General features: G+C 70.6%; 18 protein-coding genes. 13 read left to right on the forward strand and 5 right to left on the reverse strand.

The window, feature by feature from the left end:
* Window positions 1-146: 146 nt before the first annotated feature.
* Window positions 147-2513: a malto-oligosyltrehalose synthase gene (gene treY / locus ACWIHY_RS01155; protein WP_454373449.1), complete on the reverse strand. Its 2367-nt coding sequence runs from the start codon at window positions 2511-2513 to the stop codon at window positions 147-149.
* A gap of 81 nt (window positions 2514-2594) precedes the next feature.
* Between treY and ACWIHY_RS01160 the strand changes: the two genes are divergently transcribed.
* Window positions 2595-3833: an MFS transporter gene (locus tag ACWIHY_RS01160; protein ID WP_454373450.1), complete on the forward strand. Its 1239-nt coding sequence runs from the start codon at window positions 2595-2597 to the stop codon at window positions 3831-3833.
* Here the strand turns inward: ACWIHY_RS01160 and glgX are convergent.
* Complete coding sequence (gene glgX, locus ACWIHY_RS01165) at window positions 3787-5904, reverse strand: glycogen debranching protein GlgX (RefSeq protein WP_454373451.1); 2118 nt, start codon at window positions 5902-5904, stop codon at window positions 3787-3789. The genes ACWIHY_RS01160 and glgX overlap by 47 nt on opposite strands.
* Window positions 5905-6091: 187 nt before the next feature.
* Between glgX and ACWIHY_RS01170 the strand changes: the two genes are divergently transcribed.
* The 4 genes from ACWIHY_RS01170 (at window position 6092) to ACWIHY_RS01185 (ending at window position 10525) form a co-directional block, all read left to right on the forward strand.
* On the forward strand, window positions 6092-6946 hold the full coding sequence (locus ACWIHY_RS01170; protein WP_454373452.1) for a Tat pathway signal sequence domain protein: 855 nt from the start codon (window positions 6092-6094) through the stop codon (window positions 6944-6946).
* Window positions 6947-7028: 82 nt separating this feature from the next.
* A complete protein-coding gene (locus ACWIHY_RS01175) occupies window positions 7029-8351 on the forward strand; it encodes a copper amine oxidase (RefSeq protein WP_454373453.1) in 1323 nt (440 codons plus the stop codon).
* Between the two features lie 109 nt (window positions 8352-8460).
* Window positions 8461-9723 (forward strand): SAV2148 family HEPN domain-containing protein, encoded by a 1263-nt coding sequence (locus ACWIHY_RS01180; RefSeq protein WP_454373454.1) that lies wholly within the window; start codon window positions 8461-8463, stop codon window positions 9721-9723.
* 79 nt (window positions 9724-9802) lie between these two features.
* The gene (locus tag ACWIHY_RS01185) at window positions 9803-10525 is read left to right on the forward strand and encodes an exonuclease domain-containing protein (protein WP_454373455.1); all 723 of its coding nucleotides are present in this window, start codon (window positions 9803-9805) and stop codon (window positions 10523-10525) included.
* 67 nt (window positions 10526-10592) lie between these two features.
* Here ACWIHY_RS01185 and ACWIHY_RS01190 read toward each other — a convergent pair whose 3' ends face one another.
* The gene (locus tag ACWIHY_RS01190; protein ID WP_454373456.1) at window positions 10593-11456 is read right to left on the reverse strand and encodes a phosphotransferase enzyme family protein; all 864 of its coding nucleotides are present in this window, start codon (window positions 11454-11456) and stop codon (window positions 10593-10595) included.
* Window positions 11457-11581: 125 nt separating this feature from the next.
* Here ACWIHY_RS01190 and ACWIHY_RS01195 point away from each other — a divergent pair, with 125 nt between their 5' ends.
* The 4 genes from ACWIHY_RS01195 (at window position 11582) to mgt (ending at window position 15980) form a co-directional block, all read left to right on the forward strand.
* Window positions 11582-12499 (forward strand): carbohydrate ABC transporter permease, encoded by a 918-nt coding sequence (locus ACWIHY_RS01195; RefSeq protein WP_454373457.1) that lies wholly within the window; start codon window positions 11582-11584, stop codon window positions 12497-12499.
* Window positions 12500-12501: 2 nt separating this feature from the next.
* Window positions 12502-13335 (forward strand): carbohydrate ABC transporter permease, encoded by an 834-nt coding sequence (locus tag ACWIHY_RS01200; RefSeq protein WP_454373848.1) that lies wholly within the window; start codon window positions 12502-12504, stop codon window positions 13333-13335.
* Window positions 13335-14711 carry an ABC transporter substrate-binding protein gene (locus ACWIHY_RS01205; protein WP_454373458.1) on the forward strand — a complete coding sequence of 459 codons (1377 nt, stop codon included), beginning with the start codon at window positions 13335-13337 and terminating at the stop codon, window positions 14709-14711. The genes ACWIHY_RS01200 and ACWIHY_RS01205 overlap by 1 nt, the downstream gene beginning before the upstream one ends.
* 66 nt (window positions 14712-14777) lie before the next feature.
* Window positions 14778-15980, forward strand: a complete 1203-nt coding sequence (gene mgt, locus ACWIHY_RS01210) for a macrolide-inactivating glycosyltransferase (protein ID WP_454373459.1) — start codon at window positions 14778-14780, stop codon at window positions 15978-15980.
* A gap of 126 nt (window positions 15981-16106) precedes the next feature.
* On the opposite strand, the gene ACWIHY_RS01215 is transcribed toward mgt, so the two are convergent.
* Window positions 16107-18380, reverse strand: a complete 2274-nt coding sequence (locus tag ACWIHY_RS01215; RefSeq protein ID WP_454373460.1) for an MMPL family transporter — start codon at window positions 18378-18380, stop codon at window positions 16107-16109.
* A gap of 380 nt (window positions 18381-18760) precedes the next feature.
* Between ACWIHY_RS01215 and ACWIHY_RS01220 the strand changes: the two genes are divergently transcribed.
* From ACWIHY_RS01220 to ACWIHY_RS01230, 3 genes are all read left to right on the forward strand, one after another.
* Window positions 18761-19960: a S8 family peptidase gene (locus ACWIHY_RS01220; RefSeq protein ID WP_454373461.1), complete on the forward strand. Its 1200-nt coding sequence runs from the start codon at window positions 18761-18763 to the stop codon at window positions 19958-19960.
* A 77-nt stretch (window positions 19961-20037) separates the two neighbouring features.
* Window positions 20038-20589: a DUF1697 domain-containing protein gene (locus ACWIHY_RS01225; RefSeq protein WP_454373462.1), complete on the forward strand. Its 552-nt coding sequence runs from the start codon at window positions 20038-20040 to the stop codon at window positions 20587-20589.
* Window positions 20582-20980: a nuclear transport factor 2 family protein gene (locus tag ACWIHY_RS01230; protein ID WP_454373463.1), complete on the forward strand. Its 399-nt coding sequence runs from the start codon at window positions 20582-20584 to the stop codon at window positions 20978-20980. Before ACWIHY_RS01225 ends, ACWIHY_RS01230 begins: the two co-directional genes overlap by 8 nt.
* Here ACWIHY_RS01230 and ACWIHY_RS01235 read toward each other — a convergent pair.
* Complete coding sequence (locus tag ACWIHY_RS01235) at window positions 20961-21761, reverse strand: aldo/keto reductase (protein ID WP_454373464.1); 801 nt, start codon at window positions 21759-21761, stop codon at window positions 20961-20963. The two genes, ACWIHY_RS01230 and ACWIHY_RS01235, sit on opposite strands and share 20 nt — an antisense overlap.
* A 60-nt stretch (window positions 21762-21821) precedes the next feature.
* Between ACWIHY_RS01235 and ACWIHY_RS01240 the strand changes: the two genes are divergently transcribed.
* On the forward strand, window positions 21822-22829 hold the full coding sequence (locus tag ACWIHY_RS01240) for a ketopantoate reductase family protein (protein WP_454373465.1): 1008 nt from the start codon (window positions 21822-21824) through the stop codon (window positions 22827-22829).
* Window positions 22830-22863: the final 34 nt, after the last annotated feature.

Genomic DNA, 22863 nt, shown 5'->3' on the forward strand with positions numbered 1-22863 from the left:
CTCTATCCACCCCCCCCCCCCTCCGGGGGCTACGGGGCCCCCGCGGGGCCCCAAACCTTTGGCCCCGCCCCGGGGGCCCCAAAGGCCATCTTATGCCCATGCCTGGGGGGGGGGCGGGGCGCCCCCCCCCCCCACGACCGTGCCTCTTAGGGCGCCTGGCCGGGGGCACGGGTGAGCAGTGCCACGGGGCGCGTCGTGAAGAGGTCCGACAGGCGCACCGGTCCCGAGAAGGCGCGGCCCGGTGCCAGGACGTCCGCCCACCGCCCCTCCGGCAGCACCAGTTCCGTGTCGCGCCACCCGCCCGCCTCTGTCAGCCGCAGCGACAGCCGGGTGACGGCGGTGACGGCCTCCCCGGAGCGGCAGAACGCCACGCAGTGGTCCGCGGCCGGTCCCACGGCCGTGAGCGGCGTGTACGTCCCCGACTCGTCGAAGACCTCCGGGCGCGCCCGCCGCAGGCCGAGCGCGGCCACCGTGAGGGCGTACTTCTCCGCCGACAGGCTTTCGTCACCCGGGGCGGGCGGCGTGAAGTCGACAGGACGCCGGTTGTCCGGGTCCACCAGAGCGCGGAACTCCCGTTCCGTGCCCTGGTAGAGGTCCGGCACTCCCGGCATCGTCAGATGCAGCAGCGCGGCCCCGAGCACATTGGCCCGTACGTACGGACCCAGATCCCTCGCGAACTTCCCCACCGTCTCGAACGGCGGCCCCGCGGGACCCGCCGCCACGAAGTCCGCCACCGCCTCCTCGTACACCGTGTCCTGCTCGGTCCAGCTCGTGTGCAGCCCCGCCTCCCGTACGGACTTGAGCAGCGCGGCCGTGAGCCGCTCCGCGTCGGGCTCGCCGAAGCCGAGAGCGGTCTGCCAGGCCGTCCACGCGAGGTGGGCGTCGGGGCCCGGGACCGAGGCCAGCCCGGCGAGCAGCCGGGCCCACCGCTGCGGGCACTCGGACAGCACCGCGATCCGCGCGCGCACGTCCGCGCTGCGCTTCGTGTCGTGCGTGGACAGCACGGTGCCGGTGGCCGGCCAGTCGCGCGCCAGCCGCGTGCAGAAGGCGTGGAAGCCCGCCGGGCTCACCCCGGGCGCCCCGGGGTCGCCGCCCACCTCGTTCGCCGAGATCAGCGGCGTGTACCGGTAGAACGCCGTGTCCTCCACCGACTTGGCCCGCAGCGCCGACGCCGTCTGCGCGAACCGAGCGCAGAACGCCGCGCGGTCCGGCCCCGCCCCCCGCCTCCCCAGGGCCAGATCGCGCACCAGGTCGACGACCGCCGCCTCCTCCTGCACGGCGAAGGACGCCTTCACCTGCCGCGCCGCCTCCACCGGGACTGCGGCCTCGGCGCTCTCGGGACAGGGCCCGCCGGCCGTCACGTACGGGCGGTACACGGGAACACGCACCAGCAGTTCCCGAATGGCGGTGCGCAGCGCCCACGGCGCGTAGTCGCGCAGGGCGGGATCGGCCGCGCAGATCCGTTCCGCCGTACGGACGAGATAGCGCGTCTCCGCGGCCAGCTCATGCGTGAGCACCTTGTACGCCGACCGTCGTACCGTCGCTTCCCACAAACCGCCCCGGTCCCCGGCGGGACCGGCGAAATCCCGGTAGTGAGCGGCCAGTTCCCCGACACCGGCCGGATCGGTGAACAGGCCGTCGATCCGGTACAGCGCGTCGTAACCCGTCGTTCCCGCGACCGGCCATTCGGCGGGCAGCCGCTCGGGACCGGTCAGGATCTTCTCCACCACTGTCCAGCGGCCCCCGACCGCCTCACCCAGGCGGCGCAGATACGCCTCCGGATCGGCGAGACCGTCCGGGTGGTCGACCCGCAGCCCCTCCACCACCCCGTCCCGTACCAGCTCCAGGATCTTCGCGTGCGAGGCGGCGAAGACCTCGGGGTCCTCCACGCGGACTCCGATCAGCTCCGAGATGGTGAAGAAGCGCCGGTAGTTCAGCTCGGTGCGCGCCAGCCGCCACCAGGTGAGCCGGTACCACTGGGCGTCCAGCAGCTCCGGCATCGGCAGGTGCGCCGTGCCGTCGCGCAGCGGGAGCGTGTGGTCGTAGTAGCGCAGAGTCTCGCCGTCGAACCTCAGCCCCTCCAGCTCGTCACCGATGCGGTGCGCCAGGACGGGCAGCAGCACCTTGCCGTCGCCGCCCTCCCAGTCGATGTCGAACCACCTGGCGTACGGCGAACCGGGCCCCTCTCTCAGCACCTCCCACAGCGGGCGGTTCAGACTCTCGGGCGCCGGTACGGCCATGTGGTTCGGCACGATGTCCAGGATCAGACCGAGGCCGTGCGCGCGGGCCGTACGGGACAGCGCGCGCAGTCCCTCCTCGCCGCCGAGTTCGGCCCGCACGCGCGCGTGGTCGACGACGTCGTATCCGTGCTGGGAGCCGGGCACGGCTTCGAGCACGGGTGACAGGTGCAGATGCGAGACCCCGAGGGCGGCCAGATGGGGCACCGCCTCCTCGGCGGCCGGGAAGGGGAAGTCGGAACGGAGCTGCAGACGATAGGTGGCGGTGGGCGTCATGCGAACGTACGTACCCGGATTGGGAGCTTCTGTGTCATCGGCCCATGCGTCCGTGTGATGACCCGGTATTACGTTCACCTGATGCCTGGCACCCTTCAGACGTATCGCAGGGTCATCGCCCTCACCGGACCCGCGCTGCCCGTCGTGTCGTTCCTCGGCAGGCTGCCGACCGCGATGTGCCAGCTCGGCAGCCTCCTGCTGGTCGCCGAGACCAGCGGCAGCCTCGCGACGGCAGGACTGGTCGGCGGCGCGCTCGCGGCGGGACAGACCGCCGGCGGGCCGCTCCTCGGCCGGGTGGCCGACCGTCAAGGGCAGCGCACCGTCGTCCTGGTCGCCGCCCTCGTCAACGCGGTCGCCGTCGCCGCTCTCGTGATCGCCGCCCTCGACCACCTCGGTACGCTCCCGCTCGCTCTCATCGGCGCGCTCGCGGGAGCGAGCGTTCCCCAGGTCGGCCCGATGGCGCGTACGAGATCGGTCGCACTCGCCCGTGGGAACGGCGCCGACGAACGGCTCGTCGGCGCCGTCCTGTCGTTCGAGGGAACGCTCGACGAGGTGTCGTTCGTCCTCGGCCCCGCCCTCGTCGGCCTCGCCGTCGCGGTCGCGCACCCCGCGGCCGCCCTGCTCGCCGCGGCGGGTCTGCTGGCCGTCTGCGGCACCTGGTTCGCCCTGCATCCGACGGCGTCCCGGGTACGTCCCCCGTCCCGGGAGGCGTCCACCGTACGGACGAGCCTGCCCGGTGCGGTGCACGCCCTGCGCGCCGCGATGGTGCTCCAGGGAGCCATGTTCGGCGCGTCCCAGGCGGGCATCACGGCGCTCACCGAGCGCCTCGGGCAGCCCGAGCAGGCGGGGCTCGTCTACGCGGCCATGGGCGTCATGAGCGCGGCCGCCGGGCTCGCCATGGCGGCCGTACCGGAAGGAATAACCCTGACGGCCCGCTGGCGCGCCGCGACGGCCGCCCTCGTCGTGCTGTCCGTGCCACTGCTGTCCGTCGAATCCCTGTGGGCGCTGTACGCCGTCGTGGTGGTCCTCGGCGTCGCGTACGCCCCGCACCTGATCACCATCTTCGGCCTCACCGAACGGATCGTTCCCGAGAACCGGCTCGCCGAGTCGATGGCCTTCCTGACGAGCGGCGTCGTGGGCGGTCAGGCCCTGGCCCTCGCCCTCTCGGGACGCCTCGCGGAGGGCAGCGGGCCGCCCGCGGCGTTTGCCGTAGCGGTGGCGGCGGCCACGCTCTGCGCCGTACTGGCGTGGACCGCCCGCCCCGCTCCCGTCCCTAGGCGGGCCGCTGCAGCACCACCAGACTGCGCCCGATCAGCGTGACCAGTTCGCCCGCTCCCACCTTGGGGCCGCTGCCGGGCGGCACACCCTCCGCCCGCGCGGTGTCGACCACGACCTGCCACTGCTTCCCGTGGTTGACGGGGACCGTGAAGTCGAGGGCCTTCGCGCTCGCGTTGAACATCAGCAGGAAGGAGTCGTCCGAGATCCGCTCGCCGCGCGGACCCGGCTCCGAGATGGCGTGACCGTTCAGGAAGACCGTCAGCGCTTTCGCGTGCGCCGCCTGCCAGTCCCGCTGAGCCATCTCCTTGCCGTCCGGGGTGAACCACGCGATGTCCGACAGGTCGTCGTGCGTGCCCTCCACCGGACGCCCGTGGAAGAAGCGCCTGCGCCGGAAGACCGGATGGTCCCGCCGCAGCCACACCATCGCGCGGGTGAAGGCGTGGAGCGAGCCCTCCTCGTCGTCCTTGTCCGGCCAGTGGACCCAGGACAGCTCGTTGTCCTGGCAGTAGGCGTTGTTGTTGCCGTCCTGTGTCCGCGCGAACTCGTCCCCGTGCGACAGCATCGGCACGCCCTGGGAGAGCATCAGCGTCGCGATGAAGTTGCGCATCTGGCGGGCGCGCAGCTCCAGGATCGCGGGATCGTCCGTATCACCCTCCGCCCCGCAGTTCCAGGACCGGTTGTGGCTCTCGCCGTCCCGGTTGCCCTCGCCGTTGGCCTCGTTGTGCTTGTCGTTGTACGAGACCAGGTCGGCCAGCGTGAAACCGTCGTGACAGGTGGTGAAGTTGATCGACGCCAGCGGCCGGCGGCCGTCGTCCTGGTACAGGTCGGACGACCCCGTCAGACGCCCCGCGAACTCGGCGATCGTGCGGGGCTCACCCCGCCAGAGGTCCCGCACGGTGTCCCGGTACTTGCCGTTCCACTCGGTCCACAGCGGCGGGAAGTTCCCCACCTGGTACCCGCCCTCGCCCACGTCCCACGGCTCGGCGATCAGCTTCACCTGACTGACGACCGGGTCCTGCTGCACCAGGTCGAAGAACGACGAAAGCCGGTCCACCTCGTGGAACTGCCTGGCCAGCGTCGCCGCCAGATCGAAGCGGAAGCCGTCGACGTGCATCTCCGTCACCCAGTACCGCAGCGAATCCATGATCAGCTGGAGTACGTGCGGCGAGCGCATCAGAAGCGAGTTCCCGGTCCCCGTGGTGTCCATGTAGTAGCGGGGATCGTCGGCGAGGCGGTAGTACGAGGCGTTGTCGAGGCCGCGGAAGGAGAGAGTGGGGCCCAGGTGGTTGCCCTCCGCCGTGTGGTTGTAGACGACGTCGAGGATGACCTCGATGCCCGCACGGTGCAGCGCCCGTACGGCCGTCTTGAACTCCAGGACCTGCTGCCCCCGGTCTCCCCACGACGCGTACGCGTTGTGGGGGGCGAAGAAGCCGATCGTGTTGTAGCCCCAGTAGTTGCTGAGATCGGCGTCGGCCAGCCGGTGATCGTTGACGAACTGGTGCACCGGCATCAACTCGAGCGCCGTGACCCCCAGTTCCGTCAGGTGCGAGATGATCGAGGGATGCGCGAGCGCCGCGTACGTACCCCGGAGCTCGTCGGGGAGATCCGGGTGCATCATCGTGAGGCCCTTCACATGGGCCTCGTAGAGGATCGTGCGGTGATAGTCCGTGCGCGGCGGACGGTCGTCACCCCAGTCGAAGTACGGGTTGACCACCACCGACGCCATCGTGTGCGGCGCCGAGTCCAGGTCGTTGCGCGAGTCCGGCTTCCCGAAGTGGTAGCCGTACACCGCCTCGCCCCAGTCGATCTTGCCGCTGATGGCCCGTGCGTACGGGTCGAGCAGCAGCTTGGCGGAGTTGCACCGCTTGCCCTCCTGCGGGGCGTACGGGCCGTGGACCCGGTAGCCGTAGCGCTGGCCCGGCATGATGCCGGGCAGGAAGGCATGACGTACGAACGCGTCGGACTCGCGCAGTTCCACCGCCGTCTCCGAACCGTCGTCGTGCAACAGGCACAACTCGATCCGGTCGGCGGCCTCCGAATAGACAGCGAAATTGGTTCCGGCGCCGTCGTACGTGGCGCCGAGTGGGTAAGCCTCTCCCGGCCAGACCTGCATGCGATCGACTCTTCCACTTCTGATCCGGGTGCTGCGGGGCACTTCGCACAGATCTTCCCCGAAAGTGGGGCAACCTCCTAGGACTTCGGACCGTCCTACCGGGTGACCACGCATACCCGGTATGCCAGTTGCTGACGCGCGTGACGCGCGGGGCGACGGGGGGCTCCGGGGAGAGTAGGGGGGCAATGTGCACAGGACAGTGCGCCGGCACCTGGGAAAGGTGCTGGCGGGGGCCGCGATAGCGGTGACCGGAACCGCGGTGATGATCGGGGTGACGCTGCCGGAACCGGCGGGCGCCGCCGACGACACGCGCGGCGGCCGGACGGGGAACGCGGCCGTCGCGGGGTCGGCCCGGGGCGACCAGAGCGCCCGGGGCGACCAGGCCGGTGGGAGCGCGGCGGGGCAGGCTCCGGAGCCTGGGGTCGTCGAGGGCGCCCCGGCCGAGGAGGAGCAGGGCATCGGCAGGGATCCTCTGACGGACGCCGAGCTGGAGCGAGTGGAGAAGCTCGCGCTGACGCCGTCGCAGTTCGCCGGCGGCCGGGACGTCGAGGGCGACCGGGGGCCGCAGCACCTCGCCACGAATCTGAGCGAGATACAGCCGTCCGAGGTCGACGACGCCACGCCGCCGCGCCGCGCGGAAGTCTCGTACTACGACTACAAGCGCGACGAACTGGTGACGAAGACGGTCAACCTCGCCACCGGCAAGGTGGAGCGGTCGGGCGCGCTCAAGGGCGTACAGCCGTCGCCGACCCGTCAGGAGAGCCGGGAGGCCACGGAGCTGATCCTGGCGAGCCCGCTCGGCGAGGGCCTGAAGAAGGACTACCAGGACGCCATGGGCAAGCCGCTCACCTCGGTGGACCAGCTGTGGGTGACCGGCGGGATCTTCCGGGCGGACCGCGAGGAGAGGGTGCCGCAGGCGCTCGCGAAGTGCGGGGAGCACCGGTGCGTCAGCGTCACGTCCAAGGTCAGGAACGGGCCGTGGATCGACACCCGCGATCTCGTCGTCGACCTGAGTGCGAGGACGGTCGGCCGCATCGGCTGACCCTCCTGGCTCTCCCGGCCCGCTGACCCGGCTCATCGTCCTCAGTCCCTTCCCGCACTTCCGTACGAGGGAGTTCATCCTCATGCACGTCAACAGAGCTTCTGGTGCCCGCAAGCGGGCCGCGGCAACCCTCGCGGCCGCCGCCCTGCTGGGCGGCCTCGCCGCCGCGGGCGGTTCTGCGGCCTCCGCCGCACCCAGGACAGCACCCGAGGCGGCACCCGCCGCCCCCGCACCGCCCCCGGCCGACTGCAGCGCGGCCTACCGCATCGAGCAGAAGCTCGACGGCGGCACCACCTGGCGCATGTGCTGGAACTACGACAGCGACGCCGGCCTCGTCCTGGAGAAGGTGTCGTACCAGCCCAAGGGCGAACCCAAACCGATCCGCATCCTGACGAGCGGCAAGCTCGCCCAGGTGCACGTGCCGTACGACAACGGCGAGGCGGAGTACGACGACCTCACCAGCTACGGCTTCGGCGGCGGACTCCAGGACCTGAAGCCCGCCGAGTGCCCCGGCGGCACCATCAGGACCGTCCGGGTCCCGGAGGCGGGCAACGTCAAGGGCATCTGCACGACCACGCGTGCGCGCGGGCACGCGTACCGCCTCGCCAGCGACGAGGGCACCAAGGTCTGGCAGGCCCAGGGCAAGGACCTGCTGGTCTACACGGTCAACAAGGTGTCCTGGTACGAGTACATCACCGAGTGGCGCTTCTCGTCCGACGGCACCATATCCGCCAACGTGGGCGCCACGGGCAGCCTCGCGCCGGAGGATTACGACGCCACCGACGGCCGGGGCTGGCCGATCGGCAAGGGCGCGCGCGACTACGCCACCAGCCACAGCCACAACGTCTTCTGGCGGCTGAACTTCGGTCTCGACGGGAACTCCAAGAACCGCATCGAGCAGTACGACTCGAAGGTCACGCCGCCCCAGGGCAATGCGAAGCCCACCACCAAGACCACCCGTACCCCCGTGTCCAAGGAGCTCGCGGGCGACGCCAAGAGCATGCGGTGGTGGCGGGTCGTCAGCGCGACCGGCAAGAACAAGGACGGGCACGCGCGCTCGTACGAGATCGTGCCCGGCGTGTCCAGCAAGCACCTCGGGCGCAGCTTCACCAAGCACGACATGTACTTCACGAACTACCGCAAGTGTGAACAGTTCGCGAGCAACAACATCCGCGACTGCGGCGGCGCGAACGCCCCGGACAGCGTCGACAAGTGGGTGAACGGCGAAGCCCTCAAGAATCCGATCACCTGGGTCAACATCGGGTTCCACCACATCGCCCGCGACGAGGACCAGCAGCCCATGCCGGTCCACTGGCAGGGATTCCAGCTCGCGCCCAGGGACGTAACCGCTATGAATCCGCTCACTCCGGCTGATCTCGCAGGACAGAACGGGCATCAGCGATAAGGGAGTTGGGAAAGGAGCCTGCGGATCCGGCTGCACCGCCTCCCGCTCCCGGAGTACCCTTCCTTGATCGTTGAAGACGGGGCTTCCAGGAGCTGAAGGCGGTGCGTGGGTGAGCTCGGGAGGGCTGGAACTGCCCCCCGGTGACGCAGGTCACGAGGGGGGTTCCGCAGGCGTCCCGCCCGGAGCGGTCTCGCTTGCGCGTCCGGTGGAGATCGGAGCGGAACTGGACTGGGGCGCGGACGCATGGAGCGAGGTGCGTACGCGTGCGCAGCGGGCAGGACGGGCCTACATCTGGCTGAACCTCGTGGAGCAGCGGCTGCGCGCCGTCGTCGCAGCCGTGCTCCGGCCCATCTACGAGCCGGTGCACGGCGAGGACGAATGGGTGGTGGCCGCCGCGGGCCCGGCTGGCCAGGAGTGGGTGCAGCGCGCCGTCGCGGTGCGGGAGGTGTCCCGCAGGAAGGGCTACCTGCTCGATCCGGCCGACGACAACGTCATCAGCTTCCTCACGCTGCCCCAGCTGCGCGAGCTCATGGTCCAGCACTGGCCGTGCTTCGAGCCGTACTTCGACGACCGGCGCGACGTCGAGCTGGCCCTGGACGAGCTGGAAGTCACCCGTAACGTCGTCTCGCGCAACCGGGCGCTGTCCGAGGCGGTGCTCGCCCAGGCGGAACGGGCGTCCGCGCGGCTCCTCGAAATCCTGGGCAGCGGGGCCGGCGCGCAGTCCGGGGGCCGGCTCAAGGTGGACGCCGTCGAGGAACTGGTGGGGGACCGGTACGCCGATGTGGTCAGCGTCCACCCCGACCGGGTGCGCCTCCAGCGTCAGCTGCCCGCCGAGGACCTCTTCGGCGGCGCGCGGCGCCTCGACGCGATCGGCATAGGCCTGAACCTCCTCGTCCAGAATTTCTCCGGCAGGCGGCTGGTGCGGCTGGCCGAGTCGGGCTGCCGCGTACGGCTGCTCTTCCTCAACCCGGCGAGCAGTGCGGTCAAACGGCGTGAGCGGGAACTCGGGCTGAAAAAGGGTGAATTGAGCCGTTCGGTGGAGATGAACATCCTCCACATGCGGCGGGTGCGCTCGAAGCTCCGTGACCCCGGGGCGTTCGAGATCCAGGTCTTCGACGAGACGCCGCGCTTCACGGCGTACCTGGTGGACGGGGACGGCCCGGACGGGCTCGCCGTCGTCCAGACGTACCTGCGCAAGGCGCGCGGCATGGAGGCGCCGGTGCTGGTGCTGCGGGGCGCCGGGCGCGGTGTGGTCATCCGCAGGCAGAGCGGACAGGACGCTCAGGGCGGCCAGGACACCGAACACGGGCTTTTCGAGACGTACCGGGAGGAATTCGAAGCCGTGTGGGCGGACTCCCGGCCGGTGTCCTGAGGGCGTTGTCAGTGGTGCGTGCGAGGGTTGTTCTCCACCGGGGATCTTCCGGGGGGAGCATCACGAAGGAGGTCCCGCGATGGGATGGCACGGGGAACCGCTGGTCGGATTCGACCTGGAGACGACCGGCACGGAGCCGCTGGAGTCCCGGATCGTCACAGCCGCGATCGTCGGCGTGACGGACGGCACGGTGTCCCGCCGGCGCGACTGGCTGGCCGACCCGGGCATCCGCATTCCGGCGCAGGCGTCCGCGATCCACGGGATCAGCAGCGAGCGGGCCGGCGCGGAGGGCAGGCCGGCCCGTGAGGTGGCCGACCAGATCGCGGAAACCCTCACCGGTTACTGGGCGCAGGGGGTGCCCGTCGTCGCCTACAACGCGGCGTTCGATCTGACGCTGCTCGCGGCCGAGTTGCGCAGGCACGGGCTGCCGTCGCTGAGCGAGCGGCGCGGCGGCGCCGGCCTCGGCCCGGTCATCGACCCGTACACGATCGACCGCGCCGTCGACCGCTACCGCAGGGGCAAGCGGACGCTGGAAGCGGTCTGCGTCGAGTACGGCGTGGTCCTTGACGGCGCCCACGAGGCCTCGGCCGATGCCCTCGCGGCGGTCGGCGTGGCCTGCGCGATAGCCGAGCGCCACCCGTCGATCGCGGCGCTGACCCCCGCCGAGCTGCACGACAAGCAGATCCAGTGGTACGCCGACTGGGCAGCCGACTTCCAGGAGTTCCTCCGCAGGAAGGGCACCCCGGACGCGGTCATCGATCCCCGGTGGCCGCTGCGCGAACCGGCCCCGGTCGCGCTCTGACCCGGTCCGGGCCGACCTGGTCGCGACGGGCCGCGACCGGTCCCGGCTGTCCGCGCCCGGCCACACCTCAGAACGGATACCAGCGGACCCCCGGGTCACCGTCGCGCAGCGACGCCACCCGCCTGCGGAACTCGGCCAGCGCCGCCGGGTTGGCCGGGGCGTGCTGGGCCACCCAGGCGCAGCTGGCCGTCTCGCGGGCGCCGCGCAGCACCGCGCAGCCGGCCCATTCGCGCACGTCCCACCCGTACGCCGTGGTGAACGCGTCGTACGCCTCGGGCGCCAGGCCGTAGCGGTCGCGCGAGAGGGCCATGACCACCAGGTCGTGCTCGCGGAAGTCGGCGGCGAACGTCTCCAGGTCGACCAGGACCGGCCCCGCGGGACCGACATGGACGTTGCGGGGAAGCGCGTCCCCGTGGATCGGTCCCTGCGGCAGGTGCGGGGTGAGCGCGGCCGACGCCGCCGCGAATCCGTCGCGCCGCTCGCGCAGACAGGCCGCGTCGGCCGGGTCGATCGCGTCTCCCGCCAGCCGCAGCCACCGTTCGACACCGCCGAGCAGTTCGCGCCGGGGGAGGGGGAAGGAAGGAGCGGGCAGGGCGTGGACGAGGCGCAGCAGCTCCGCCAGGTCCTGGGCGCCCGCAGGCCGTACGGACTCGGGCAGCCGGTGCCACAGCGTCACCGGGTGGCCCTCCACCACGCGGGGCTTCGCCTCGGCGGCCCGTACGGCGGGGACGTCAGAAGAGGCGAGCCAGGCGGCGACGGCCAGTTCGCGCTCGGCCCGTGCCACCAGCTCGGGGTCACGGCGGCCGGCCTTGACGACCAGATCGCCGGCCGCGAACACCGCGTTCTCGCCCAGCGCCAGCAGCTTCGCGGCGGCGGGGGAGGCGGGCAGCCCGGCGGCGGCCAGGAGCTCGCGTGCTCGTGTCTCGTCCATGACCACAGATTCTCGCATTCCCGCAGGTGGGGTTGACGAACCGACGACCCGTCAGCACGATGACGGGGGCCGCCGGGGCGGCCGGGCAGTCCCGTACGGCCGACCCGCCCGAAGGAGTCGAATCCGTGACCTCAGAGACCGCGAAGGCGCGGTCCGGCACAAGTTCCCGCAGTGGCGCGGACCGCGGCGCCTGGTTCCTGGTGCTGCCCGCGCTGATCCCGATCCTGATCCTCAGCGTCGGCCCGCTGCTCTACGGCCTGGCCCTCGCCTTCACCGACTCCCAGTCGGGCCGCACCACAGCCACGCAGTGGACAGGGCTGCTGAACTTCCAGGACCTGCTGCACGACACGCTGTTCTGGGACTCGTTCCGGATCGGCCTGATATGGGCGGTCGGGGTGACCGTGCCGCAGTTCGTGCTGGCACTCGGCCTCGCCCTCCTGCTCAACCAGAACCTCCGCTTCCGCTGGCTGGCCAGGGCGCTGGCGATCATCCCCTGGGCCATGCCCGAAGTCGTCGTCGGCATCATGTGGCGTCTCGTCTACAACCCTGACGCCGGAATCCTGAACGAGACTGTCCGCGACCTGGGCCTGGGTGACGGACGGGACTGGCTCACCGGCCTCGCCACCGCTCTGCCCGCCGTGATCGTCGTCGGGATCTGGGCCGGCATGCCGCAGACGACGGTCGCCCTGCTCGCGGGCCTTCAGAACACCCCGTACGAGCTGCACGAAGCAGCCGCTCTCGACGGTGCGGGGGCGTGGCGCCGCTTCCGTACCGTCACCTGGCCCGCCATCAAGCCGGTCGCCCTCGCCATTACGGCACTCAATTTCATCTGGAACTTCAACTCCTTCGCGCTGGTCTACGTCCTGACCAACGGCGGCCCCGGCGGCCGCACCCGCCTCCCCATGCTCTTCGCGTACGAACAGGCCTTCCGTTACGGACAGTTCGGTTACGCCGCCGCCATGGGCTGCGTCATGGTCGCGGTGATCTCGGTGATGCTCGCCCTCTACCTCGTGGGCCGCCTGAAGGGAGGCGACGACCAGTGACGATGCGCACCAGCAGGTCCGCACGCGCCGGTCAGTACCTGGCGCTCCTCGGCTACCTGGTCTTTCTCGCCTTCCCCTTCCTCTGGCTCGTCTCGACGGCCTTCAAGCCGCCGCGCGAGCTCGGCTCGCTGCACCCCACCTGGATCCCGCAGAGCCCGACCCTCGACAACTTCCGCCAGGCCTTCGACGAACAGCCCCTGCTGGAAGCGGCGCTCAACAGCCTCGTCGCCGCTCTCTCGGCCGCCCTGATCGCCGTCGTCATCGCGACCCCGATGGCGTACGTCATGGCCCGCCACCGCAACAGGCTCTCGGCCGCCGCCACGGGATGGGTCGTGGTCAGCCAGGCGTTCCCCTTCGTCCTGGTGATCATCCCGCTCTTCCTGATCCTCAAGAACCTCCACCTGATCAACTCCCTCGTGGGCCTGGTCATGGTGTACGTCGTGTGGTCGCTGCCCTTCGCCCTCTGGATGCTGGTCGGTTACGTCAGGGCCGTACCGCCCGAACTGGAGGAGGCCGCCGCGGTGGACGGCGCGAGCCGGCTCCGCACCCTCGTCTCCGTCACCGCCCCCCTGCTGGCCCCCGGCATCGTCGCGACCGCGCTGTTCGCGTTCATCACCGCATGGAACGAGTTCTTCTTCGCCCTCGTCCTGCTCAAGACCCCGGAGAAGCAGACGTTGCCGGTCGTTCTCACCCACTTCCTCGGCGCCGAGGGCGTGGCCGACCTCGGCCCGCTCGCCGCGGCCGCGTTCCTCGCCACGCTGCCTTCCCTCGTTGTCTTCGCCCTCATCCAGAAGCGGATCACCGGCGGGATGACGGCCGGGGCGGTGAAGGCGTGATGCGACGTATCGCCGAACTCAGGAAGACCGATCGCAGAAGGACCGAACTCAGGAAGGCCGAACGCAGGAAGTCCTGGCCCACCAAGACCGCGCGGCTCACCGTCGCGGCCGCCGTACTCGCGCTGCTCCTCACCGGCTGCTCGGGCGACGGCGACGGCCGCGACGCCGACGGGAAGATCACACTCCGCTTCCAGTCCCTCGCCTGGCAGAAGGAATCCGTAGACGCCAACAAGGAGCTCGTCGACGAGTGGAACGCCGCGCACCCCGACGTCCGCGTCGAGTACGTGCAGGGCAGCTGGGACAGCGTCCACGACCAGCTGCTGACGTCCTTCGAGGGCGGCGAAGCGCCGGACATCATCCACGATGCCTCCGACGACCTCGCGGACTTCGCGTACGGCGGCTACCTCACCGACCTGCGCGAGTTGCTGCCCGCCCGGCTCAAGAGCGACATCCCGCAGCGCAGCTGGGAGACGACGACCTTCGGCGAGGGCGTGTACGGCGTGCCGTTCCTCCAGGAGCCGAGGGTCCTGATCGCGAACGAGAAGCTCCTCAAGGCGTCGGGTGTACGCGTCCCCACCCCCGAAAAGCCATGGAGCTGGCCGGAGTTCCGGCGGATCACGAAGGAACTGAGCGGCGGCGACGGCAAGACGTACGGCGTGGCCTGGCCTCTCAAGGACCCCGTCTCGGCCACCCTCAACCTCGGGCTCTCGGCCGGCGGCCGGCTCTTCCACCGCGACGCCGACGGCAAGGCGAACGTGCGCTTCGCCGAGGGCGACGCCGTGGTCCCCGGCACCATCCACGACCAGGTGAACACCGACAAGAGCGCGTCGGCGGCCACTCTCGGCATGGGTGGTTCCGACACGCTGCCCGGTTTCTTCGGGGGCAAGTACGCCATGGTGCCGCTCGGCTTCTCCTACCGCCAGCAGATCGTCCAGCAGGCGCCCGAGGGCTTTCGGTGGAAGGTGCTGCCGGCCCCGGCGGGCGACGGCGGCCCTGCGCAGGGGGTGAGCCCCCAGACGCTTTCGGTCGCGGAGGACAGCCCGTACAAGAAGGAGGCGATGGAGTTCATCGACTTCTTCCTTCAGCCCGCCGCCATGGCGCGTCTCGCCAAGGGTGACTGGATGCTCCCGACCGGCACCGCCGCGCTGAAGGACCCGGTCCTGCGCGCCGAGAAGGACGGCTGGGCGACCGGCACCGCGCTCGCCGGGCATCTGGTCTCGGCTCCGGCGCAGTCCGTACGCGGTTATCCCGAGTGGAAGGACAAGGTGGCGACGCCCGCCTACCAGGAGTACTACAGCGGTGCGATCGACGCCGAGGAGTTGAGGAAGCGCCTGGTCAAGGACGGAAACCTGGTTCTTGCCCGCTACCAGCGCTGAAGTGAAGGCGGAAGTCGCCACGTATTTCAGTTGCACGAGACGTCTCGTCTCGTTTAGCCTCGGGGCATGACTTCACGCAAGCGTGCCCACATCGCCATGTTCTCCATCGCCGCCCCCGGGCACGTGAACCCGAGCATCGAAGTGATCCGGGAACTCGTCGCCCGGGGCCACCGCGTCTCGTACGCGATCCCCGCTTCCTTCGCCGAGAAGGTCGCCGTCACCGGAGCCGAACCGGTGATCTACAGCTCGACGCTCCCCACCGAGGACAACCCCGAGGACTGGGGCACGGAACTGATCGACAACATCGAGCCGTTCCTGAACGACGCGATCCAGGCACTGCCCCAGCTGGCCGAGGCGTTCGACGGGGACGAGCCGGACCTCGCACTCCACGACATCACCTCCTACCCGGCGCGCGTCCTCGCCCACCGCTGGGGCGTGCCCGCCGTCTCGCTCTCCCCGAACCTCGTCGCCTGGGAGGGTTACGAGAAGGAGGTCGCGGAGCCGATGTTCGGCCCGCTCAAGCAGACCGAGCGCGGCCGGGCGTACTACACGCGGTTCCGTGCCTGGCTCGACGAGAACGGCCTGAACGACGTGGACCCCGACCACTTCGTGGGCCGCCCGCCCCGCAGCATCGTCCTGATCCCCAAGGTCCTCCAGCCGAACGCCGACCGGGTCGACGAGTCCGTCCACTCCTTCGTCGGCGCCTGCCAGGGCGACCGAACGGACCAGGGGGGCTGGCAGCGCCCGGCCGGAGCGGACAAGGTCCTGCTGGTGTCGCTCGGTTCGGCGTTCACCAAGCTGCCCGGCTTCTACCGGGAGTGCGTCAAGGCGTTCGGCGACCTGCCCGGCTGGCACGTGGTGCTCCAGATCGGCAAGTTCGTGGACGCGGCCGAGCTCGGCGAGCTGCCCGCCAACATCGAGGTGCACAGCTGGGTGCCGCAGCTGGCCGTCCTCCGGCAGGCCGACGCCTTCATCACCCACGCGGGCGCGGGCGGCAGCCAGGAGGGTCTCGCCACCGGTACGCCGATGGTCGCCGTCCCGCAGGCCGTCGACCAGTTCGGCAACGCCGACATGCTCGTCTCGCTCGGCGTCGCCCGCAGGCTCGACACCGAGGACGCGACCGCGCAGGCCCTGCGCGCCGCCGTCCTCGGTCTCGTCGACGACCCCGAGGTTGCCCGCAGGGCCGAGGACATCCGTCGGGGCATGGTGTCGGAGGGAGGCGCAAAGCGGGCGGCCGACCTCATCGAGGCCGAACTGCCCGCTCCGTGACAGGGGTACCGTCTCCTTGATCGTCAGAGTCGGGAGCGGGGCGTTCTGGCATGTGAGAGGGCGGCCCGCACCCCCTGAGGTGGCGCGGGCCGCCCTTTCATCCCTGGCCGTTCATCCGTCGGCCCGTCAGACCCGTACGCGCTCCGGCTCCTCCTCAGCCGTTGAGGACGGCGGCAGCGGCGGCGCCACGGCCGATTCGTCGTGGGTCAGGTCCGGCAGCCACCGCAGCCACTTGGGCAGGTACCAGTTGCGGTCGTCGAGCAGCGCCATGACCGCCGGCAGCAGTACGCCCCGGATGATCGTCGCGTCGATGAGTACGGCTGTCGCGAGGCCCACGCCCATCTGCTTCATCGACTGCATCGAGAGCGTGCCGAAGATGGCGAACACCGCGACCATGATGACCGCCGCGCTCGTCACCACACCGGCCGTCGTCACGACACCGTGTGTGATGGCGTCCCGGGTGGTCCGGCCCTGGAGCCGCGCCTCGCGGATCCGCGAGACGACGAAGACGTGGTAGTCCATCGAAAGTCCGAAAAGGATCACGAAGAGGAACAGCGGCAGCCACGAGATGATCGCGCCCACCCCCTCCGCGCCGACCAGCGACGCGCCCCAGCCGTGCTGGAAGACGGCGGTCAGGATTCCGTACGCCGCCCCCACCGACAGCAGGTTGAGCGCGATCGAGGTGACCGCAATCGTCAGTGACCTGAAGCAGAGCAGCATCAGCAGGAAGGCGAAGACGACCACGAAGGCGAACACCGGCACCACCGCGCCGACGATCTGGTCGTTGAAGTCCTTCGATCCGGCCACCTGCCCGCTGATCGGCGCCTCCACACCCGCGACCTTGCCCAAGGTGTCCGGGCGCACCTCGTCACGCAGCAGGTCCAGGCTCTTTTCGGCCTTTTCCTGATCCGAACCGCCGACCAGCGGTACGTCGATGAGCGCGATGTTCTCCTTCGCGTGCGTGACCACCTCCACCGGGCCCTGCGAGGCGCCCGACGAAACGGCCCGCTCCCGGAAGTCCTCGATGGCCCGGCGCACGGGCGCGGCGTCGATGTCGTCGGCCTTCACCACCACCTGGGCCGGATCCGCGCCGCCCGGGAAGGCCGCGTTGACCCTCTCGTACGTACGGACGATCGGCACCGAATCGCCGAACTCCTGGTCCAGCGTGAGGTTCTGCGTCTTCATGCCCACCGCGGGCGCGGCGATCGCGGCCAGCAGGCCGACGGCCAGCACCAGTGACAGCTTGGGCCTGCGCAGGACGCGTTTCAGCACCGCACGCCAGAACCGGCTCTCGCCGCTGCCGTCACCACGCCGCAGCCGTCCGAGCAGCGGGACGCGGCCCTTCTCGACGCGCTCGCCCAGCAGGGACAGCAGTGCGGGCAGGACGGTCACCGAGCCGACCATCGCCACCGCGACGACCATCAGTGAGGCCAGCCCCATCGCCTCGAACTCCGCGAGTCCGGTGAAGAGCATTCCGGCCATCGCCACGCACACGGTCACGCCGGAGACGATGATGGCCCGCCCGCTGGTGGCCGCAGCGATCCGCAGCGCGGTCTGCGGGTCGTGCCCGGCCTCCCGCTCCTCGCGCTCGCGCCGCAGGTAGAACAGGCAGTAGTCGACGCCGACCGCCAGACCGACCAGCAGCATGACGGAGTTCGCCGTCTCGCTCATCGGCTGGATGTGGCTCACGACGCCCATCAGGCCCATCGTCGCCAGGATGGCGGTGATGGCGAGCGCGACCGGCAGCAGGGCGGCGACGAGCGCCCCGAAGGCGATCAGCAGGATGCCCAGGGCGACCGGCACGGCGGAGAGTTCGGCCTGCTTGAAGTCGTCACCGAAGGCGTCGTCGAAGGTCTTGTTCATGCTGGCGCTGCCGATCTCCTCGATCACCAGCCCCCGGTGCTCGTCCTGGACGCCCGCGACCGCCTTCAGGACCGGCTCGACCCGTTCGGCCGCCGTCTCGGGGTCGCCGCGGATCGTGAACTGCACGAGCGCGCTCCGGCCGTCCTTCGACAGGGTCCCGGTGTCGTACGGCGAGGTCACCGCGGCCACTTCGCCGGTGGCCTCGACGGCGGTCATGACCGCTTCCACGGCCCGGCGGAACTCGGGGTCGCCCGTCTTCGTTCCCTCGGTGTCCGACTGGATCAGTACGCTCTCGCCCGCCGGTTCCTCGAGCCCCGCCTCCTCGACGATCCGCATGGCCGTGCCGACCTCGCCGGACAGCTGCTGACTGTCCTTGACGTCGACCCGGCCCGCCGCCGTGCCGAGTCCCATGGCCAGGACGACGAAGAGCACCCAGATGCCCACCGCCGCCCAGCGGTGCCTGGCGCTCCACCCGCCGGCCCGGGCGGCGATGCCCCGGGCAGCGGTGCCCCTCCCCGTGCTGTCTGCCTTGCCCATGACGGGCCGCCCCCTTGTGCGTCAGCGGTGGCGGCACCGCGCCGCCAGCTCCACTTCCGAAGCTAGGGGCCCGGGAGCGCGGTCTCCTCCTGCTCGTTGCCGAGACGAAGATCGCGCGTCTCCACCCTGGGGAAGCGGCCGTCTCCCCACTGAGGCGGAAGACGAGACGGAAGCCCCTTACACGTAACGGAAGTTGGGGCACCTGTCCGACTTGGAACGCGCTGACCCTTTTTTTATTACGAAACCTTGTTGAGTAAGTAACAGGCGTATGTAGGTCTTGATCTGAGCGCGTCAATCAGTCAGGGTTTCGAGCCAGCCCCCGGAGATTTTCCGGTCCGGAGGCGAATCCCCCCACATTTTGACGAGGAGACACCCTCTTCATGGCAATTCACAAGCGTTCCAGCCGGCTCAAGCTCACCGCGGCGATAACCGCCGTAGCGGCAGCGGCAGGCGTGACCGTACTCAACTCCTCCTTCGCGGGAGCGGCTCCCGTGGCCGAGGGCCACGTGTACGGAGCCGACGCCAAGGGCGCCGTCGCCGGCAGCTACATCGTGATGCTGGACGAGAAGGCCGACAAGCAGGACCTGGCCAAGGAGTACGGCGGCAAGCTGAAGCGCAACTACAGCTCCGCCATCAACGGCTTCTCGGCCAGCGGGCTTTCGGAGACCGAGGCCAAGCGCCTCGCCGCCGACCCGTCCGTCGCCAAGGTCGTCCAGAACAAGAAGTTCACGATCAACGCGACGCAGGACAACCCGCCGTCCTGGGGCATCGACCGCATCGACCAGGCGGACACCGCGGGCGACAGCAAGTACACCTACCCGGACAGCGCGGGTGAAGGCGTCACGGCGTACGTCATCGACACCGGTGTCCGCATTTCGCACAAGGACTTCGAGGGCCGCGCCGCCCACGGCTTCGACGCCGTGGACAACGACGAGTCCGCAGACGACGGCAACGGCCACGGCACGCACGTCGCCGGTACCATCGCCGGCGCCGCGCACGGCGTCGCCAAGAAGGCGAAGATCGTCGCGGTCCGCGTCCTGGACGACCAGGGATCGGGCACCACCGAGGGCGTCGTCGCCGGCATCGACTGGGTCACCAAGAACCACCAGGGCCCCTCCGTCGCCAACATGAGCCTCGGCGGCGGCGCCGACGAGGCCCTCGACGAGGCCGTACGCAAGGCCATCGCCGCCGGCGTCACCTTCGGTGTCGCGGCGGGCAACGAGTCGAGTGACGCGGGCCAGGGCTCTCCGGCCCGGGTGAAGGAGGCCATCACGGTCGCCTCCAGCACCAAGGACGACGCGCAGTCCGACTTCTCCAACTTCGGTGCGCCCGTCGACATCTACGCGCCGGGCTCGGACATCACCTCCTCGTGGAACGACAGCGACGAGGGCACGAAGACCATCTCCGGCACGTCCATGGCCACGCCGCACGTCGTGGGCGCCGCCGCGGTCTACCTGGCGGGCCACAAGGACGCCACCCCGGACGCCGTCGCGAAGGCGCTGACCGACGGCGCCACCGCCGACAAGATCAGCAACCCGAGCGAGGGCACCCCGAACAAGCTGCTGAAGGTCGTCGAGTAAGAACTCGGTCCCAGCACTGAACGGGCGGTCGCCGTGCCCTCCCCCACGGGGTGCGGCGGCCGCCTATCGTTTGGCACATGACCACGACGTACGCCGCCCTGCTGCGCGGAATCAATGTGAGCGGCCACAAGAAAGTGTCCATGGCGGAACTCCGGGAACTGCTGACCGGACTGGGCCACCGGGATGTCCGTACGTACCTCCAGAGCGGCAACGCCGTCTTCGCCACCGACGCCGGCGCCTCCGAGGACGCTCTCGCCGCGGCCCTCGAACAGGCCATGGAGACCCGCTTCGGGTTCACGGTCGACTGCCTGGTCCGCAGCGGCGCCTACCTGCAGGCCGTCGCCGACGCCTGCCCCTTCCCGGCCGCCGAGCTGGAGGCCAAGCAGCTCCACGTCACGTACTTCTCGCAGCCGGTCGGCCCCGAGCGGTTCGCCTCCGTCGACCCGGCGGCGTACCTCCCCGAGGAGTTCCGCCTCGGCGACCGGACCCTCTACCTTTACGCACCGGACGGCCTCGGCCGCTCCAAGCTCGCCGAAGCACTCGCGCGACCGGCCCTCCTCAAGGGCGTCAGCGGGACCACCCGCAACTGGAACACGGTCGCCAAGCTCGTGGAGATGACGCGTGACTGACGAAGCGGTCGAAGCCGCCATCGAGAACGAGCTGCGCCTGCTCGACCCGGCCGTCCGCAACACGCCCGAGCTCCTCGCCGAACTCCTGCATCCCGACTTCCACGAATTCGGCGTGTCGGGACGCCGCTGGGACCGCGACTCGATCATCGCGTCGCTCACCGCCGAGTCCGCGTCGACGGCCCGCCCGATCACCACCACACGGATGAAAGGCGTACAGCTGGCTCCCGGCCTCGTCCAGCTGACCTTCGACACCGACAGCAGCGGCCGCCGCGCGCACCGCAGCTCACTGTGGCGCCTCACGGATCGCGGCTGGCTCCTCTACTTCCACCAGGGCACGCCGTACGAAGAGGAGACAGAGGAGGACCCCGACGTCACACGACGGAGCCGGTGAGCTCGGCCATCTCCTCCGCGCTCAACCGCAGCGCCGCCGCGCCCAGGTTCTCCTCCAGGTGTACGAGCGACCCCGTGCCCGGCGTCGGGCACAGCACCGGTGAGCGGTGCAGCAGCCAGGCCAGCGCGAGCTGCCCGCGCCCCTTCAACTCCCCGTTGGCCAGCGGGAACCAGGGCAAGAACGCGATCCCGCGCGCCTCGCACAGCTCAAGAACGTCCTCGCAAGAGCGGTCCACCAGGTTGAAGCGGTTCTGCACGGACGCGATCCGGGTCAGTGCCAGCGCCCCCTCCAACTGCCCGGCGGTGACGGAGTCCAGACCGATGTGCCGGATCTTGCCCGCCGCGCGCAGCTCGTCGAGCGTGCCGAGCTGCTCGGCCATCGGCACGTCCGGGTCGAACCGGTGCAGCTGGTACAGGTCGATGGTCTCCACCCGCAGCCGCCGAAGGCTCGCGTCGCACATCGCCCGCAGCTGCTCGGGCCGCCCCGCGATGTGCCAGGCGTCGGCGCTGGTACGGACCACGCCGCCCTTCGTCGCGACGACGAGCCCGTCCGGGTACGGATGGAGCGCCTCGGCGACAAGTTCCTCCGCCAGCCCCGGGCCGTAGTTGTCCGCCGTGTCGATGAGCGTGACGCCGCGCTCGGCCGCGCGCCGCAGTACCGCGACGGCGTCCGCGAGTTCGCCGCGCGGTCCCCAGTAACCGGGCCCGGTGAGCTGGGCCGTACCGAACCCGAGACGGCGTACGGGAAGGTCGCCGCCGATCGTGAAGGTTTCCGAGATCATGTACGGACGCTACTCCGTGCCCCCTGCACACAACGCGCGGGGTGTGGCAGGCTCGCACGCATGCGCTACATCATCATCGGGGCAGGGGCGGTCGGCGGCACCATCGGTGGGCGGCTGGCCGAGGGCGGGCACGACGTCGTACTCGTCGCACGCGGGGCGCACTACGAGGCGCTGCGCACCGGGGGACTGCGCCTGACGACGCCCGAAGGCACCCGCACGCACCAACTCCCCGTGCTGCAGGGTCCGGACGAGCTCGGCGGGCCCCTGCGCGCGGACGACGTACTGATGCTCGCCGTCAAGACCCAGGACAGCACGGCCGCACTCGACGCGTGGAGCGCGCATCCGGTGGCCGGCGGCGGCACCGCGGGCGAGCTCCTTCCTCTCGTCTGCGCGCAGAACGGCGTCGAGAGCGAACGCCTGGCGCTGCGCCGCTTCCGTCACGTCTACGCGATGTGCGTCTGGCTGCCCGCGACCCACACGGAGCCGGGCGTGGTGTCCGCCGCCGGAACGCCCGTCTCCGGCATGCTGCACGTCGGCCGCTACCCGTCGGGCGACGCCGACGACACGGCCCGGGGGATCGCGGCCGACCTGGAGAAGTCGCGGTTCCTGGCACCGGTGGTGCCGGACGTGATGCGGTGGAAGTACGCCAAGCTGCTGAGCAACCTGGCCAATGCGATCGAGGCGGTGTCGGGGGTCATCGCCGGCGACGAGGCGAAGGCTCTCTTCAAGCGGGCCCTCGCCGAGGGGCGGGCCGCGCTGACCGCGGCGGGCATCGAGGCGGCGTCCCCCGCGGAACAGGCGGCGGCGCGCGACGGCCGCATCACCTTGGCACCGTTGTGCGGGTCCGAGCGCGGGGGCGGGTCGTCGTGGCAGAGCCTCAGCCGGGGGACGGGCACGATCGAAGCGGACTATCTGAACGGGGAGATTGTTCTGCTGGGCCGACTGCACGGCGTCCCGACCCCGGTGAACGAGGCGTTGCAGCGCATCGCCAACGCGTTCGCGCGCGAGCGGAGGGCAGCGGGCTCGCTGCCCGTCACGGAACTGAAGACCCTGATCGACGCAGGCTGAGCTGGTCGGGGAACAGCCTGGAGGGCGCCGAAAA

This window comes from Streptomyces sp. NPDC055287 (assembly GCF_053646035.1).

Bases quoted from the DNA above. Each gene is read 5' to 3' on its own strand.
- treY (WP_454373449.1), bottom strand. From the start codon at position 2,513: ATGACGCCCACCGCCACCTATCGTCTGCAGCTCCGTTCCGACTTCCCC.
- ACWIHY_RS01160 (WP_454373450.1), top strand. From the start codon at position 2,595: ATGCCTGGCACCCTTCAGACGTATCGCAGGGTCATCGCCCTCACCGGA.
- glgX (WP_454373451.1), bottom strand. From the start codon at position 5,904: ATGCAGGTCTGGCCGGGAGAGGCTTACCCACTCGGCGCCACGTACGAC.
- ACWIHY_RS01175 (WP_454373453.1), top strand. From the start codon at position 7,029: ATGCACGTCAACAGAGCTTCTGGTGCCCGCAAGCGGGCCGCGGCAACC.
- ACWIHY_RS01185 (WP_454373455.1), top strand. From the start codon at position 9,803: ATGGGATGGCACGGGGAACCGCTGGTCGGATTCGACCTGGAGACGACC.
- ACWIHY_RS01190 (WP_454373456.1), bottom strand. From the start codon at position 11,456: ATGGACGAGACACGAGCACGCGAGCTCCTGGCCGCCGCCGGGCTGCCC.
- ACWIHY_RS01200 (WP_454373848.1), top strand. From the start codon at position 12,502: ATGCGCACCAGCAGGTCCGCACGCGCCGGTCAGTACCTGGCGCTCCTC.
- ACWIHY_RS01205 (WP_454373458.1), top strand. From the start codon at position 13,335: ATGCGACGTATCGCCGAACTCAGGAAGACCGATCGCAGAAGGACCGAA.
- mgt (WP_454373459.1), top strand. From the start codon at position 14,778: ATGACTTCACGCAAGCGTGCCCACATCGCCATGTTCTCCATCGCCGCC.
- ACWIHY_RS01215 (WP_454373460.1), bottom strand. From the start codon at position 18,380: ATGGGCAAGGCAGACAGCACGGGGAGGGGCACCGCTGCCCGGGGCATC.
- ACWIHY_RS01220 (WP_454373461.1), top strand. From the start codon at position 18,761: ATGGCAATTCACAAGCGTTCCAGCCGGCTCAAGCTCACCGCGGCGATA.
- ACWIHY_RS01225 (WP_454373462.1), top strand. From the start codon at position 20,038: ATGACCACGACGTACGCCGCCCTGCTGCGCGGAATCAATGTGAGCGGC.
- ACWIHY_RS01235 (WP_454373464.1), bottom strand. From the start codon at position 21,761: ATGATCTCGGAAACCTTCACGATCGGCGGCGACCTTCCCGTACGCCGT.
- ACWIHY_RS01240 (WP_454373465.1), top strand. From the start codon at position 21,822: ATGCGCTACATCATCATCGGGGCAGGGGCGGTCGGCGGCACCATCGGT.